Origin of the sequence: Nonomuraea harbinensis (genome assembly GCF_019396385.1) — a bacterium.
Lineage (GTDB): Bacteria > Actinomycetota > Actinomycetes > Streptosporangiales > Streptosporangiaceae > Nonomuraea > Nonomuraea ferruginea.
Window position 1 is genome coordinate 177,718 of record NZ_JAHKRN010000001.1, and the last position, 15,372, is coordinate 193,089.

The 15,372-nt window shown below is 72.5% G+C and carries 16 protein-coding genes; 7 read left to right on the forward strand and 9 right to left on the reverse strand.

What is annotated here, in order from left to right; translation table 11 throughout:
* Genes KME79_RS00830 through KME79_RS00855 form a run of 6 tightly spaced genes read right to left on the reverse strand, consistent with a single transcriptional unit; the run spans position 1 to position 5,006 of the window.
* Positions 1-816, reverse strand: a complete 816-nt coding sequence (locus KME79_RS00830) for an SAM-dependent methyltransferase (RefSeq protein WP_219542875.1) — start codon at positions 814-816, stop codon at positions 1-3.
* Between the two features lie 47 nt (positions 817-863).
* The gene (locus KME79_RS00835; RefSeq protein ID WP_219542876.1) at positions 864-1,820 is read right to left on the reverse strand and encodes a quinone oxidoreductase family protein; all 957 of its coding nucleotides are present in this window, start codon (positions 1,818-1,820) and stop codon (positions 864-866) included.
* 2 nt (positions 1,821-1,822) lie between these two features.
* The gene (locus KME79_RS00840) at positions 1,823-2,182 is read right to left on the reverse strand and encodes a hypothetical protein (protein WP_148035462.1); all 360 of its coding nucleotides are present in this window, start codon (positions 2,180-2,182) and stop codon (positions 1,823-1,825) included.
* Positions 2,179-3,042: a DODA-type extradiol aromatic ring-opening family dioxygenase gene (locus KME79_RS00845; RefSeq protein WP_148035461.1), complete on the reverse strand. Its 864-nt coding sequence runs from the start codon at positions 3,040-3,042 to the stop codon at positions 2,179-2,181. Before KME79_RS00845 ends, KME79_RS00840 begins: the two co-directional genes overlap by 4 nt.
* Entirely contained in the window at positions 3,035-3,847 is an 813-nt protein-coding gene (locus KME79_RS00850) for a citryl-CoA lyase (protein WP_148035460.1), read from the reverse strand. Before KME79_RS00850 ends, KME79_RS00845 begins: the two co-directional genes overlap by 8 nt.
* Positions 3,840-5,006: a CaiB/BaiF CoA transferase family protein gene (locus KME79_RS00855; RefSeq protein WP_219542877.1), complete on the reverse strand. Its 1,167-nt coding sequence runs from the start codon at positions 5,004-5,006 to the stop codon at positions 3,840-3,842. The genes KME79_RS00850 and KME79_RS00855 overlap by 8 nt, the downstream gene beginning before the upstream one ends.
* Before the next feature lie 178 nt (positions 5,007-5,184).
* Here KME79_RS00855 and KME79_RS00860 point away from each other — a divergent pair, with 178 nt between their 5' ends.
* Complete coding sequence (locus KME79_RS00860; RefSeq protein WP_219542878.1) at positions 5,185-6,621, forward strand: amidohydrolase family protein; 1,437 nt, start codon at positions 5,185-5,187, stop codon at positions 6,619-6,621.
* 35 nt (positions 6,622-6,656) lie between these two features.
* Entirely contained in the window at positions 6,657-7,457 is an 801-nt protein-coding gene (locus KME79_RS00865; RefSeq protein ID WP_219542879.1) for an IclR family transcriptional regulator domain-containing protein, read from the forward strand.
* Here the strand turns inward: KME79_RS00865 and KME79_RS00870 are convergent.
* Positions 7,444-8,400, reverse strand: a complete 957-nt coding sequence (locus tag KME79_RS00870) for an NAD-dependent epimerase/dehydratase family protein (RefSeq protein WP_246639051.1) — start codon at positions 8,398-8,400, stop codon at positions 7,444-7,446. The two genes, KME79_RS00865 and KME79_RS00870, sit on opposite strands and share 14 nt — an antisense overlap.
* 59 nt (positions 8,401-8,459) lie before the next feature.
* On the opposite strand from KME79_RS00870, the gene KME79_RS00875 reads away from it, so the two are divergent.
* The 5 genes from KME79_RS00875 to KME79_RS00895 all read left to right on the forward strand — a co-directional run bounded on the left by KME79_RS00875 (position 8,460) and on the right by KME79_RS00895 (position 13,501).
* Positions 8,460-9,002, forward strand: a complete 543-nt coding sequence (locus tag KME79_RS00875) for a hypothetical protein (RefSeq protein WP_219542880.1) — start codon at positions 8,460-8,462, stop codon at positions 9,000-9,002.
* Positions 9,003-9,046: 44 nt separating this feature from the next.
* On the forward strand, positions 9,047-9,202 hold the full coding sequence (locus tag KME79_RS00880) for a hypothetical protein (RefSeq protein WP_219542881.1): 156 nt from the start codon (positions 9,047-9,049) through the stop codon (positions 9,200-9,202).
* 198 nt (positions 9,203-9,400) lie between these two features.
* Positions 9,401-10,558, forward strand: coding sequence for an AI-2E family transporter (locus KME79_RS00885; RefSeq protein ID WP_148035455.1), 1,158 nt, complete (start codon positions 9,401-9,403; stop codon positions 10,556-10,558).
* Positions 10,559-10,583: 25 nt separating this feature from the next.
* Positions 10,584-12,140: a PucR family transcriptional regulator gene (locus KME79_RS00890; RefSeq protein WP_219542882.1), complete on the forward strand. Its 1,557-nt coding sequence runs from the start codon at positions 10,584-10,586 to the stop codon at positions 12,138-12,140.
* A gap of 101 nt (positions 12,141-12,241) precedes the next feature.
* Positions 12,242-13,501, forward strand: coding sequence for an NAD(P)/FAD-dependent oxidoreductase (locus KME79_RS00895; RefSeq protein WP_372452394.1), 1,260 nt, complete (start codon positions 12,242-12,244; stop codon positions 13,499-13,501).
* 51 nt (positions 13,502-13,552) lie between these two features.
* Here KME79_RS00895 and KME79_RS00900 read toward each other — a convergent pair whose 3' ends face one another.
* Complete coding sequence (locus KME79_RS00900; RefSeq protein ID WP_219542883.1) at positions 13,553-13,849, reverse strand: hypothetical protein; 297 nt, start codon at positions 13,847-13,849, stop codon at positions 13,553-13,555.
* Positions 13,850-14,090: 241 nt separating this feature from the next.
* The gene (locus tag KME79_RS00905) at positions 14,091-15,344 is read right to left on the reverse strand and encodes a C39 family peptidase (protein WP_219542884.1); all 1,254 of its coding nucleotides are present in this window, start codon (positions 15,342-15,344) and stop codon (positions 14,091-14,093) included.
* Positions 15,345-15,372 lie beyond the last annotated feature (28 nt).

The following is a 15,372-nucleotide window of genomic DNA, read 5'->3' on the forward strand; positions in this document are numbered from 1 at the left end:
TCAGCCCGGCTTGCGGCCGACTCCGGCGGCGATCCAGGTCTTGACGGCCTCGGCGTCGGACACCGGGGTGTGCGGCCGCCACTGCCTCACGTAGACGAAGCCGGGCTCGATCAGCTCCAGGCCGTCGAAGAAGCGCTTCGCCTCCGCCATGGTGCGGGGGCCGCCCGAGGGGCGCTTGAGCGCGTCGCGGTAGATGTCGGCGACCGCCTCCGCGATGTCGGGCCGCGTGTCGAACACCGCGTGGGTGATCGCGACGTAGCTGCCGGGCGGGAGCCGGTCGCACAGGGCGGCCACGCTCTCGTAAGCGCCGAAGTCGTCGGGGATGTACTGCAGCATGCCGAAGAGCAGCACCATCACCGGCTGGGAGAGGTCGATGAGCCGCCGCGTCACCGGATGGTCGAGGATCGCGTCAGGCTCCAGGATGACGCCCTCCGCCACCCCGGTGCGCTCGTTGGTGGCCAGCAGGGCGCGGGCGTGGTTGAGCGCGACCGGGTCGTCGGCGACGTAGACGGCCCTGGACTCGGGCGCCAGCTCCTGGGCGATCTGGTGGACGTTGCGCTCGACCGGCAGCCAGGCGCCGATCTGCAGGAACTGCCGCACGCCCGCCTCGACCAGGTGGGTGACCACCCGCTGGCGGAACTCCTGGACGTGCTCGCCCATGGCTTTGGCCTCGGGGGCCAGCGCGAGCACCTTCTCCGCCAGCTCGCGGTCGATGGCGAAGTTGTCCTTGCCGCCGGCGAAGTAGTTGTTGATCCGAGCGACACTGGGCGTGCTGGCCGACACGCCGGGGCTCGGCGGCTGAGTGGCATCGCTCATGAGTGATCTCCTGTTCGCGGAGCGCTACGGACAACGGTAGCGGCTTCTCAACGGACGGAAAGGACGATCCGCCCCGAAGGAGCGCCCGCCGCCTGACGTTGCCACGCTTTTTCCGCGTAGTCGAGCGGCATGATCTCATGAACGACCGACAACGCGCCGCGCGCCGCGTGTCCGGCGATCTCGGTGATGGCGGCGGCGCGCTGGGCCGGAGTCAGCTCGTTGTTGGTGTAGCCCAGCAGCCGCAGCGACTTGCCGCGCAGCGTCGAGGAGTCGATCGGGCTGGTCTCGGAGGCGGAGCCGCCGAGGTTGACCAGGCGCCCGCCGGGGCGCAACACCCGGGTCGCCGCCGCGGCCGGCACTCCGAAGAGCGGGTCGAGCACCAGGTCGGCGGGGCCGTCGAGGGCGGCGGACAGCCGGTCGGCCAGCTCGCCGGCGTCGTCGCCGTCGAGCGGGACCACCGCGTCGGCCCCGGCCCGCTCGGCGCGCTCCCGCGCGGCGGCGGAACGCGCGGCGGCGACCACCCGCCGGGCGCCGGCCAGCCGGGCGAGCTGCACGGCCGCCTGCCCGACGGTCCCGCCCGCGCCCAGCACGATCACCTGCTCGCCCGGCCTGAGCTCGCCGCGCCAGCCGAGCGCCATGTAGGCGGCCACGGCCGACAGGCCCAGCGCCGCCACGGCCACCGGGTCGGCGCCGGGCGGCAGCTCCACCAGGTCGCTCTCGGACACCGCGGCCAGCTCGGCCATGCTGCCGTCGCCCGGCGCCATCCCCGCCGTGGTGGGGAACCAGACGGTCCGGCCGCCGGCGGTGCCCACCCCCTGGACGCCCGGCACGTACGGGGTCGGCGGCGTGCCGAAGTAGGACGTCCCGGTCGCGCAGAGCAGGTCGAGCGGTGTGACCGGGGCGGCGGACACCTCGACGAGCACCTCGCCGGGCCCGGGCGCGGGCGCGGGGCGCTCGGCCACCGCCGGCGGCTCTCCGCAGGTGTGGATCTGGGCGGCGCGCATGGTCAGGTCGCGATGTCCGGGTAGGGCAGGCTCATGTGGGCCAGCTTACGGGCGTACTCCTTCTGGAACCCGAGAGGCTCGTAGTCGCGCTCGAACATGGCGATGAAGAGCGTGAGCGTGAGGAACGGGTGCGCGCCCATCTCGAACAGCCGCACGTAGTCGTGCGCGGCCAGCGCCTCCCGCTCGGCGTCGTCGAAGCGCAGCCAGGTCGACGCCTCGCCGCCGTGGCAGTTGAGCACGAGGTTGGCCCGCGTGGACTCCCACCACTCGACCGTGCCGCGCGGGTCCTCGCGGTAGCGCTCGACCAGCTCGGGGTCGCGGTCGACGGTGAACAGGAACTTGTTCAGCAGATACTTGCTCACGACCGGCCTCCGCGCGGGTACCAGGTGAAGTACGCCTCCATGGTGTGGAACAGATCGTAGGTGTCGACGTAGTCGGCCTTCTGGCCCTCGCCCGCGACACCCATCATCAGCATGAAGTCCATGAACCCGTGGGTGGCGTTGCCCGGCGCGTGCAGGCTGTCGAGCGTGACCTCCGCCAGGCAGCCCTCGATGTCTCCGCCCGCGATCCACTCGACGGCCTTGGCGTCGAACTCAGGGTCCGGCCCGTGCGGCCCGAACTGACGCGGCCCGCCCAGCTCCAGCGACAGGTGGCCGGTGCCGATGACGGCGACCCGCTGGTCCGACGGCCACGACTCGACCAGCTGCCGGATCGTGCGGCCCAGCTCCACGAACCGTTTCGGCCGAGGCAGCGGCGGCGCGAAGATGTTGGTGTAGACGGGCACGATCGGCAGGTCGTTCTGCGGGCGCAGGGTGATGATCGGGCACGTGATCGAGTGGTCGATTCGCAGCTCGTTGGAGAAGGCCAGGTCGAAGCCCGCGTCGAGGCCCTCGCGCAGCACGTGGGAAGAGAGGTCCTCCTGGCCGGTGAAGAGCATCCGGGGCAGGCCGAACTCACGCTCCTCGTTGTACCAGTTCGCGTCGTAGTAGGGCGCCTTGCCGACCAGGAACTGCGGCATGTTGTCGAGCCAGAGCTGATGGAAGTGGTCGGACCCGACCATCACCAGCACGTCGGGCCTGGCCCTGGTGAGGGTCTCGCGGAACGCCTCCACCTTGCGCACCCACTCGTCGGCGAACGGCGGCCGGTCCTCACCGGTGGCCGTGCTGGCGCGGTAGTAGAACGGATGGTGGGTGGATGCGATCACGGCGACGAGTTCAGCCATGCGTGCCTCCAGGGGGGTACGGGTCGGGGGCGACGGACCGGTTGTTGAGATCGACCGACAGGAAGATGTCGTTGGCCACCGGGTGGCGCAGCTCCTCGGCGAGCTGGCCGATCAGTCCGGCGGTCCTGGCGAGCAGGGCGAAGCCGCGCAGCAGCTCCAGCGGCAGCCCGAGGTCGGCCAGCGCGGCCCCGCAGACGCCGGCCCCGTTCAGCGGGAGCGTCTTGCCGAGCACCTCGGGGTGGACGCGGCCGATGGCGGCGAACAGCGACAGGTGGGGCCCGTAGAGCCCTTCCTCGGCGGCGATCCGCAGCAGCCGGGGGGTGCGCGGGTCGCCGTTCTTGTGCACGTGGTGGCCGAGCCCGGGGACGAACCTGCCCTCGGCACGCCGGGCGCGCACGGTCTCCAGGGCGAGCGCGTCCCATCCGGCGTCGTCCTCCGGCGGCTCGCCGGCGGACTCCAGCACGGCGTGCAGGAACCGGCCGCAGTCCTCGGTCACGCCGAGGAACCGGGACCCGCCGCCGAGCAGCCCCGCCGCCAGCGCGCCCTGGATCGAGTCGGGCGCCGACAGGTAGGTGAGCCGGGTGACGATCGCGGTGGGCGTGAACCCGTGGTCGGCCAGTGCGGCGAGCACGGCCTCGAACACGCGCGTCTCGCCGGGTGACGGCCTGCGCTGGGCGGCCAGCCAGAACGCCAGCTCGCCGAAGCCCACCTCGCCCATCACGTCCTCGGCGAGGTCGTGGCCCAGCAGGGTGATCTTCTCGACCGAGGACGCGCCGAGCGCGGTCGGATACTCCCGGTCAGCCACGACCGCCGCCTTCCCCGCCCGGCTCGGACAGCCAGGCGCGCAGTTCCGCGCCGTGCTCGTCCAGCTCGGGCGGCGGCAGCTCGTACGTGAGCGCGCTCTCGGAGAACCGGATCGGGTGCCGCGTCGTCGGCACCGCCCGCTCGCCCTCGCCGACCGCCACGACCGGGTCCAGCCCGAACCGCTCGGCCATCGCGAACCCGCCGTCGACGGTGTTGATCGGCCCGCTCGGCACCCCCGCCTCGACCAGCAGGTCGAACCACTCCACGGCGGTCTTGGCGCGAAGCCGGCCCACGAGGATCGGCCGCAGCTCCTCCCGGTTCGCGGTCCGCCCCGCGTTGCGGGCGAAGCGCGGGTCGTCGGCCACCTCGGGGATGCCGAGCACCTCGCACAGCTTGCGGAACTGGCCGTCGTTCCCGGTCGCCACGATCAGGTCGGTGTCGGCGGCCGGCAGCGGCTCGTACGGGAACACGCTCGGATGCGCGTTGCCCATCCGGAACGGCACCACGCCACCCGCCACGTACGCGGAGCTCTGGTTGACCATCGCCGTCAGCGCCGACGACAGCAGGTTGATCTCGACATGCTGCCCCCGGCCGGTGGCGTCCCGATGGCGCAGCGCGGCCAGGATGCCGATGACCGCGTGGTTGCCCGCCATCACGTCGAACACCGAGATGCCGGCCCGGTACGGCGGGCCCTCCGGGTCGCCGGTGAGGCTCATCAGACCGGACATGGCCTGCACCATCAGGTCGTAACCGGGCACCTTGGCCCCAGGGCCGGAGCCGAACCCGCTGATGGACGCGTACACGATGCCCGGGTTCGCCTCCAGCACCGCGTCGAAGCCGAGGCCGTACTTGTCCAGCCCGCCCGGCTTGAAGTTCTCGATCAGCACGTCGGCCCGCCGCGCCAGCTCCCTGGCCAGCCCGGCGTCCTCCTCGTCGCGCAGGTCCAGCGCGATCGACCGCTTCCCCCGGTTGACGCCCAGGTAGTAGGTGGCCGCCTCGCCACGGGCCGGCGGTGTCCACGACCGGGTGTCGTCCCCCTTGGGCCCCTCGACCTTGACCACCTCGGCCCCGAGGTCGGCGAGGAGCATCGTGGCGTACGGGCCCGCCAGCACGCGGGAGAAGTCGGCCACCAGCACACCGGACAGTGGTCCTGCTGTCATCCGGCTCCGCCCTCCATATCCGTTACACGGACAGATGTCCGTGACGCACATTCTCACCATCCAACAGGAGAAGCGTCAACCATTGACAGGCCGCCCGAGCGTCATCAGAGTGTCCCTTAACCAGCGGTGACCGTATGACGGACAGTCGTACGCAGAATTCGGGGTGAGGGAGTCCACCATGACAGAATTCGAGGCCGGACGCCCCGTGGTGCTGCGGGGCGGCACGGTGCTGCCGATGACCGACGGCCACGAGGTGCTCTCCGGCGCCGACGTGCTCGTCGAGGGAGACCGGATCGCCGCCGTGGGGCCGGAGCTCGCGGTGCCCGACGGCACGATCGAGATCGACGCCACCGACGGCATCGTCATGCCCGGCATGATCGACACCCATCGGCACATGTGGCAGACCGCCATGCGCGGCTACGGCGCCGACTGGACGCTGACCCAGTACTTCGTCTGGTACTACCTGGAACACGGCAGGCTGTTCCGCCCCGAGGACGTGCACGCGGGCAACACGCTCGCCGCCATCGAGGCGATCGACGCCGGCGTCACCACGGTCGTCGACTGGTCGCACGGCCTGCAGACCGTCGACCACGCCGACGCCGCCGTGGACGCGCTCCAGTCGGTGCCCGGCCGGTTCGTGCTCGCGTACGGCAACATCCAGGCGCCGCCCGCCGAGTGGACCGCCGCGCCGGAGTTCCGCGACTTCGTGAGCCGCCGCATCACCGGCGACGACATGCTCGGCTTCCAGCTCGCCTTCGACGTGGTGGGCGACCCCGCCTTCCCGGAGAGGCCCGCCTTCGAGGTGGCCCGCGACCTGGGCGTCTCCGTCACCACCCACGCGGGCGTCTGGGGCGCCACCAGTGACGAGGGCATCAGGCAGATGTACGAGCACGGGTTCATGACCCCGGGCACCGTCTACGTGCACGCCGCCACGCTGGAGCCCGACTCCTACCACCGCATCGCCGCCACCGGCGGTTCCATCTCGGTGTCCACCGAGAGCGAGCAGAGCGCCGGCCAGGGCTACCCGCCCACCTGGGCGATCCGCCTGCACGGCATCCCGGTCTCGCTGTCCATGGACACCAGCGTCTGGTGGAGCGGCGACCTGTTCTCCGCCATGCGCACCACGCTCGGCGCCGACCGCTCCCGCGCCCACCTGGAGGCGCACGCCAAGGGCGACACCGTCACGCACTGCGCGCTCCGCGCCGACCAGGTCGTCGAGTGGGCGACCAGGGGCGGCGCGCGGGCGCTCGGCCGCGACGACCTCGGCAGCCTGGAGCCCGGCAAGAAGGCCGACCTGGTGCTCATCAAGAACGACCGGTCGCCGGTGTCGTTCCCGCTGCTCAACCCGTACGGGCACGTCGCCTTCCAGGCGCAGCGCGGCGACGTGCACACGGTGGTCGTCAACGGCCGGGTGGTCAAGCACGAGCACGAGCTGGTCGGCGTCGACCTGGCCGCGGCCCGCCGCCAGGTGGAGTCGACGATCGAGTACCTGCGCTCCACCATGGGGGAGGAAACCTGGCTGAAGGGCATGAACCCCGACATCCCGGAAACGAAGATCCTCGACAACCCGTACACGTACACCGACTATCGAAGCTCCGCCACGCGCGACCGTTAAAGTCCTACCCGTGAGACCTGCTGAGCGAGGCGTCGATGGCACGCGCTGACACCGGACCCGATTTCATCGAGGCGCTGGCCCGCGGCCTCGACGTGATCAAGGCGTTCCAGCCCGGCCGGCCCGTCATGACGCTGACCGAGGTGGCGACCGCGACCGGGCTGGCCCGGCCGACGGCCCGCCGCATCCTGCTGACGCTGAGCGAGCTCGGCTACGCGCGGGCCGAGCAGGGCGGGTTCGCGCTCACGCCGCGGGTGCTGGAGCTGGGCGTGTCGTACGTGCGCTCGATGGGGCTCTGGGAGGTCGCCAGACCCCACCTGGAGTGGCTGGTCGCGCGGACGCACGAGTCGTCGTCGATCGCCCAGCTCGACGGGTCCGACATCGTGTACGTGGCGAGGGTGGCGGTCCCCAAGATCGTCACCCTGTCGGTGCAGATCGGCACCCGGTTCCCGGCGCTGCAGACCTCGCTGGGCAAGGTGCTGCTGGCCGCGCTGCCGCCCGCCGAGGTGGAGCGGGTGCTGGCCGAGCCGAGCCGGTCGGGCATCACGCCGCGCTGGCGGCCCGGCCGCGAGGAGCGCGAGAGCGCGCTGCGTGCGGTGCGGGCCAAGGGCTGGGCGCTCACCGACGAGGAGCTGGCGCTCGGCATCAGGTCGGTGGCCGCCCCGCTGCGCGACGGCATGGGCAACGTGATCGCCGCCGTCAACGTCAACGCGCACGCCGCCGAGACCTCGGTGGAGAAGCTCACCGAGGAGCATCTCCCGCTGCTGCTCAAGACCGCCGGCGCGATCAGCGCCGACTGGTCGCAGTATGCGGCGGTGCCGCAGGTCACCGCGTCTTGACGACACCCTCCCCGACCAGCCGGTCGACCGACTCCCGGATCGCCTCGAAGGGCGAGTAGCGCGGCCGGAACCCGAGCAGCCGCGCCGCCTTCTCCATGCCGCAGTGGGGGCTGTGCGCGATGTGGTCCCAGGTGGCGTCGGCGTCCTCGGCCGAAACGGTCTCCTTCCACCGCTCCCACGGCAGGAACGACAGCCGCGCCTCCCGCCCGAACCAGCCGGCCGCCGTCTCGGCGTAGCCGCGCAGCGTGACCGCGGAGTCGGCGACGCAGTGGAACGCCTCGCCGAGCGTGACCGAGCGGCCCGCGAGCGCGGCCATGAACAGCCGGGCCACGTCGTCGGCGTGGACGTGCTGGAGGGTCTCCAGGCCCAGGTTGGGCAGCGCCAGCTCGCCGCCGTCGGCGAGGATCTGGAAGGTGACCGGGTTGACGTTGCCCGCCGGCGTGACCGGCACCCAGCCGGCCCCGACGATGTGGCCGGGGTGGATCACCGTGGCGGGGAAGCCGTCGCGCTGCGCCCGGTCGAGCAGGTAGGCCTCGATCGCGGCCTTCTTGACGCCGTAGTCGCCGAAGGGCCGGCGCGGGGCGTCCTCGGTGGTGGGCACGTGGACGCTGGGGCCGTGGACCCAGACCGTGCCGCAGTGGAGGAAGTGGCGGATCCGGCCCGCCAGCGCGTCGGCCAGGTGGCGGGCGCTGGACTCCTCGAAGCAGATGAGGTCGATGACCGCGTCGGGCTCCAGCCCGGCGACGCGGTCGCCGAACGTGCCTGCCGCCTCCTCGGCCGCCCGGTCGGCGGTCACCGTGGTGACCCGCTGCCAGGCGCCGTGGGGGGTGTAGGGCCGCCGCGCGCCGCGGCTCACGGCGACCACGTCGTGACCCGCCTCGACGAGCCGGGGAACCAGGTAGGTGCCGATGTGGCCGCTGGCACCGATCACCACTACGCGCATGGCGCAAGCTTAGAACGCCGCCCGGTTTGCCGACATCCCGCGAGGGCAGCCGCGGGAACATGGCCGAAAGGAGCAGCCGCCGGGCCGACGCCGTCCGGCTGGCGCGTGCGCAAGGACTGTTCAACATGGCGTGCGGGCTCTGGCCCTCACTGTCCATGTCCAGCTACGAGAAGGTGTACGGGGCCAAGACCGACCGGTTCCTGGTCCGTACCGTCGGGAGTCTGCTCGTCGGAGTCGGGCTCAACCAGTTGCGGGCCGCCGCCCGCCCGGAAGGGTTGCCGTACGCCAAGCGCCTCGGCACCTCGGCGGCCCTGACCCAGCTGCGCCTGGACCTGATCAACGTGTTCACCGGCCGGGTCCCGCCCACGTACCTGATCGACGCCGCCGCCCAGGCGGGCTGGCTCTACGCGTGGCGGCGGACCGCCGAGCCGCCGCCGGCCCGTACCGGGACGAAGATCGCCACTCAGCTCGGCGTGGCGCTCGCGGGCGCCGCGATCGGCGGCGGCGCGGCGTGGGCCGGCGACGCGCTGGGACGGCGTGCCAGTCGGCCCGCCGGCGAGGGGGCGGTCACCGTGCCGAGTCCGGAGGTGCAGCCCGTCTGAGGTGACCCGCCCGGGGTCAGGGGACGGGGGACAAGGGGGAGAACATGAGCGAGCAACCAGGTCATGAGGTCGAGCGCGACATCAGGGAGGCGGAGGAGACCTCGCCCCGCCCGGTGGGCGCCACTCCCGGGATCGAGGACAGCATCGACGAGCACGAGCTGCGCCGGCTCACCGAGCTCAACCCGGACGACTTCGAGTGACGGCCGGCGGGCCGCCTTCACCGGCCGCCCGAGAACCGCGCTGAACCGCCGCCCCGGCGTTCGCCTCGGGAACCGCCCGACCGGTTCTTGCCACGCTGCCTGCGAGGACGGACGATCACGCGTGCCGCCAGGTGTGAAAGCCGCGTAAAACGGCATGTTCCTGGCAGATCGTAGGCGGAGACGCACGCGGGAGGGTCCATGACGACGGGAAAGAAGGCGGAGCCCGCGCCGGCGGCGACCGTCCGGGTGCTGTTCTCGCCGGGGAACGTCTGGCGGGCCGCGCTCGTCGTCGTCGGCGTCCTGGCCCTGGCGATGTTCCTGCGGTTCGTGCTGACCGACGCGGGCTCGTTCCTCTTCCTCGTCGTGATCGCCTGGTTCCTGTCGCTGGCGATGGAGCCGGCGGTGGGCAGGCTCGCGCGGCACATGCGGCGCGGCGCCGCGGCCGCGGTGGTGATGGCCGGGCTCGGCCTGTTCGCCGCGATCTTCCTGGTGCTGTTCGGGCAGCTCTTCGTGGAGCAGGTGGCGCTGCTGGTCAAGGGCCTGCCGGACGTGCTGGCCGCCGCGACGGAGTGGGTCAACCGGCAGTTCGGGACGAACTACAACGTCTCCGACATCCTGGAATCGGTCAAGCTGACGCCCCAGGAGGCCGCCGGATACGCGCAGGGGGTCCTGGCGGGCGTGCTCGGCGTGCTGGGCACCGTGGCCGGGATGGTGTTCAACATCTTCGCGCTGATGCTGCTGACCTTCTACCTGTCGGCCGACGGGCCGCGCGCCCGCCAGTGGCTGGCGCGGCGACTGCCCGGCCGCTTCCAGCAGGTCTTCACCAGCGTGTGGGACATCTCGCTGGCCAAGACCGGCGGCTACGTGGCCGCCCGGGTGATCCTGTCGCTGATCAACAGCACCGCCTCGACCATCGTGTTCCTGGCGCTCGGCATGCCGTCGTGGCTCGCGCTGGGCGTGTGGACCGGGGTGGTGGCCCAGTTCGTGCCCACCATCGGCACGTACATCGCGATCGCGCTGCCCGTCGTGGTCGGGCTGGTCTCGGACCGGCCGTGGATCGGGCTCGCGGCGCTCGCCTGGGGCATCCTCTACCAGCAGGTGGAGAACCTCACCCTGGAGCCCAGGATCAGCGCGTGGGGGGTGGACATCCACCCGGGGGTCTCGTTCTCGGCCGCGATCACCGGAGCGCTGCTGTTCGGCGTGACGGGGGCGCTGCTGGCGATCCCGACGGTGGCGATGCTCCTGGCGCTGCTGGACACCTTCGGCACCCGCCACAAGCTCGAACCACCGGTGCAGGCCCCCCAGCCCGAAGAACCGCCGAAGGAACCGCCCGCCGGCCAGAAGCAACCGGGCTGACCAGGCCGGGTACGCTTCGGCGGAGATGCTGAAGCTCGATCGGTTGGTGAACGTCCTCGGTGGATACGGGACGCGCCTGGTGTGCGCGCCCGCCTCCCGTGACGTGCCGCTGCGCAGCGTGGTGGTCCACGATCCGGCCGATCCGCGACCGGCGACCGGCGACGTCTTCCTGGCCGTCGGGGTCGGGTCCGCGCCGGAGGCGGTGCGGCTGGGCGCCGCCGCGCGGGCCGCCGCGGTGCTGGTGCGCGACAGCGGCAGCGGCAGCGACGGCGGCGGCGGCGACGGCGACGGCGACGACGCGGCGGCCGAGGGCCGGGCCGCTGGGGTCGCGGTGCTGCTGGTCGACCCGGCCGTGTCCTGGAGCCAGTTGCTCGGGATCGTGTACGGGCTGGTGCTCGAAGGGCGCGAGACCGAGGCGGGCCGGGGCCCGACCGACCTGTTCGCGTTCGCCGACACGCTGGCCGGAGAGCTGGGCTACCCGGTCACCGTCGAGGACCAGATGTCGCGGGTGCTCGCCTACTCCGGCTCGCAGCAGACGGCCGACCCGGTGCGGCTGGAGACGATCCTCGGCCGGCGGGTGCCCGAGGAGATGCGCGGGCTGCTGGAAGGCAAGGGCGTCTTCTCCCACCTGGCCGCCTCCGACGAGCCGCTGTTCGTGGAGCCGTCGCCCGAACACGGGCTGCGCGGCCGCATGGTGGTGGCGGTGCGGGCCGGGCGCGAGTTGCTCGGGTCCATCTGGGTCGAGTGCCAGCGTCCCCTCGCCGGGCGGCAGCGCGACCGGCTGGCCGACGGGGCCAGGGCCGTGGCGCTCCACCTGCTGCGCTCCCGGGTGAGCGCCGACCTCGAACGCCAGGTGGAGTCCGACCTGGTGATCCAGCTCGTGGAGGGCACCACGGACGCCCCGGCGCTGATCAGCAGGCTCGGGCTGCCCGGCGGCCAGTTCCGGGTGATCGCGCTGCAGGCGCACGTCGGCGCGGAGCGGCACGCGGCGGTGCTCACCGCGTTCGAGCGGGCGACCACCGGGTTCGGCTGGTCACGGCCGGGCCGCAGCGCGCTGTTCGGCAACACGCTCTACACGGTGCTGCCCTGCGGGAACGACGCCGCCCCGGCCCGCGACTGGGTGCGCGCCATCGTGTCCGTGCTGCCGCGCGGCGTCATCGTGCCCGCCGGGGTGGGCGGGCCGGCCGAGCCGGCGCGGCTGCCCGCGAGCAGGCAGGAGGCCGACGAGAGCCTGGCCCTGCGCGCCGCCGTGCCCGCGGGCCCCGTCGTGTACGACGAGTCCTGGGACGAGATCCTGCTCCAGCGGCTGCGCGCCGCCGCCTCCTCCGGCCGCACCCCGGCCCGCGGTCCCGTCGCCGACCTGACCCGCCACGACACCGAACACGGCACCCGCTACGTCGAGACCCTGCGGGCCTGGCTGGAGGCGCAGGGCGACCTCGCGGCCGTGGCCACCCGGCTCGGCGTGCACCCGAACACGGTGCGCTACCGGCTGCGGAAGATGGCCGCCGTCACCAGCCTGGAGCTCGACCGGCCGGAGAAGCGCCTGGCCATGATCATCGGACTCGCGCTCCACCAGGGCTGAGCCTTTGTCGCCGATGGACAAAGAGGCGTTGAGCGGTTGTTCTCCCAGCACAGCGCCTTTTGCTCGCGTACCGGTAATCCTTCCCTTATCTGAGGAAGGGGATGGCAGCAATGGGCATCGACGGTGGGCCGCGTACGGCTGTGGTGATCGGCGCCGGTGTGGTGGGTCTGTCCACCGCCTGGTTCCTGCAGGAACGCGGCGTGGAGGTCACCGTGGTCGACCGCGACGGGGTCGCCGCGGGCGCGTCATGGGGCAACGCGGGCTGGCTGTCCCCGGGGCTGGCCATTCCGCTCAACGAGCCCGGCGTGCTCCGTTACGGGCTGCGCTCGCTGCTCGACAAGAACGCTCCGCTGCACGTCCCGGTGACCCCTGACGTGGGGCTGTGGTCGTTCCTGACCCGGTTCGCGCTGCACTGCAACTGGCGCTCGTGGGGCCGCGCCGTGCGGGCCAACCTCCCGTTCAACGAGGAGTGCCTGGAAGCGTTCGACGTGCTCACCGGCAACGGCGTCGAGGCTCCCACCATCGAGGCGCCGATCATGGCGGCGTTCGAGACCCAGAAGCAGGCCGTCTCCTTGCTGCACGAGCTGCGCCGCATCAACGACTCCGGCCTGGAGATCCGCTACGCGGCGTTCGAGGGTGACGAACTGCGCGCGCAGATGCCGCAGCTCTCGGCCGGCGCCACCGCCGGTGTCCGGCTCGACGGCCAGCGCTACATCGACCCCGGCGCGTTCACGCACGCCCTGGCCGCCGCCGTCACCGCGCGTGGCGGCGAGATCCGGCCGGGCTTCCGGGTCACCGGTGTGACGTCCGAGGCCGGCGGGCACGTGGTCCGGTCCGGCGCGGGCGACGAGGTCAAGGCCGACGCCGTGGTGCTCGCCACCGGCGCCTGGCTGAACAAGCTCGGCGCGGAGTGGGGCGTGCGGACGCGCGTCCAGGCCGGGCGCGGCTACTCGTTCACGGTGCCGACCGACGAGCCGGTGCCGAGCCCCCTCTACCTGGCGGCCGTGCGCGTCGCCTGCACCCCGTACCAGGGCAAGCTGCGGGTGGCGGGCACGATGGAGTTCCGCGACGCGGACGCGCCGCTGTTCGAGCGCCGGGTCGAGGCGATCATCAAGTCGGCCCGGCCGCTCATGACCGGCGTGCGCTGGGAGGAGCGGACCGACACCTGGGTCGGCGCGCGTCCCGTCACCCCCGACGGCAAGCCGCTGGTCGGCGCGACCCGGGTGCCCGGCGTCTACGTGGCGGGCGGGCACGGCATGTGGGGCGTCACGCACGGCCCGGCCACCGGCCGCATGCTGGCCGAGCAGATCACCACGGGCAAGACCTCCGCGATCCTGCGCGAGTTCGACCCCACCCGCTGACACACGCGAAAGGCCACCGCCCCTGGAGGCGGTGGCCTTTCCTGCTTCGGCTCAGAAGCCGATGGACTGGTTCCTCAGCCGGTAGCCGTTCGGGCAGTCGAGCACGTGGCGGCGACCGGTGAACTCGTCCCTGACCTCCACGATCCGGGTGCCGCTGTCGCACCGGATCCAGTGGACGTAGTCGCCCCGGTTGCGGCAGGTGGCCAGCGAGGCGTTGCCGTGGTCGACGGTGCGCAGCTGGCACTCGAAGCGCTCGCCGGTGGCGGCGCTCGCGCTCCCGCCCATCGCGAGGAGCCCGGTGGCGAGCATGGCGGGAACGGCAAGCGAGATGAGGGTCCGCTTGAGCATGAAAACCTCCTGAACGAGGCGATACTTGGCTGTATCGCACCTTTCGTTACGGCGCGTTCACGCCGCGTAGCCATGCTGTCCCCCTGGGCGCGCGAAGCGGGGGACTGGCAGGGCCGAAGAGGTTCAAATCTCCGTCACGTCGGCGGGGCTTCTCGGGCATAGCGGTGTGAACCCCACGGGAACGGGAAGACTGCCCGAACACCATGATCCACCCTGTCCACGGACGTTACGCATCCGCACGTCACCAGTTGGCGGGCAGGCCGGGCGTGGTCGCGGGCAGGTCGTGGCCCGGCGGGTGGATGACGTAGACCACGCCGCCGCTGCTGGAGCTGCGCAGCCAGACGTTCTCGAAGGCGGCCCTGGGATAGACGCGGCGGACGGCGGCGTTGGTGGCCGAGGCCGGGTCGTTGGCGATGACGTCGCCGTCGGCGGTGAAGCCGACCACGACCATGATGTGGCCGTTGGTGCCGTAGCCCGCGCCGGGCAGCTCGTTCTTCTTGAACGACTGCGAGGTGATGACCGGGACGCCGGCGGTGATCAGCTTCTCCAGCTCGGTGAGCGTGCGCAGCCGGGTGACGAAGCCGTCCATGCCGTAGCGGCCCGCGTAGGCGGTGTTGAACGGCCAGTTGCCGGCGCCCTGGTAGGCGTGGTCGTAGGTGTGGCGGGCGGCGTGGTCGACCTCCGGATCGGGATCGGACGGGTCGACCCAGGCGGTGTCCTCCGCGCTCGGCCAGCGGCCCCAGTAGCCGAGCACCATCGTGGTCGAGGTGGGGCTGCACCAGGCCTGGCCGCCGCCGTCCCACTCGGGGTAGTGGCCGGAGTGGACGCTCTGCGAGCGGCGCGGCACGTCCAGCTCGGAGCCCCAGGCGCCGCCGCCGGGGCTCACCGGCACGGTCTTGCGGTCGGGCACGTTGGAGGCCATGGCGCCGAGCGTGCGCACCCGCGGCACGACGGACGAGCCGGGCGCACGGTAGAGGGTGACGCGCAGCTGGTAGGCAGAGATCTGCCTGCCCTCCGCCGCGACCAGCGTGTCGACGGCCACCCGGGCGTCGTCGTCGCCCTGGCCGGGCACCGACGTGCGGTCGATGTCGCCCTCGCCGTAGGCCCACCGGCCGAGCACGTACCACTTCGTCAGCCCGGCGGCGTTGCGGGCGCGCGCCTCGACCTGCACCCAGCTGCCCGCCGGGACGTCGGCCGTCCAGGACGCGATCAGCTCGGTGGCGGTGAACTCCAGTGGCCGCTCGGGGCCGGTCCAGCGGGCGTACTCCCACGTCCTGGTGCCGAGGCGGTCGGTGTAGGAGGTGGTGCCGGCGGCGGTGGCGAAGGCGAGCCCGTCGCCCGCGCTGGTGCCCTCGGGCGTGCCGGCGGCGAAGTCGGCCCGGTTGAACACCACGTCGGCGGCGCCCGCGGCGGGCTTCTTCGGGGCGGCCTCGGCGGGCGCCGTGAGCGCGGTCGCAAGGAGGACGGTGGAGAGGAACGCGGTCAGCGTGCGCATGGACCCACCTTCGTCGGACGCGGCCTGG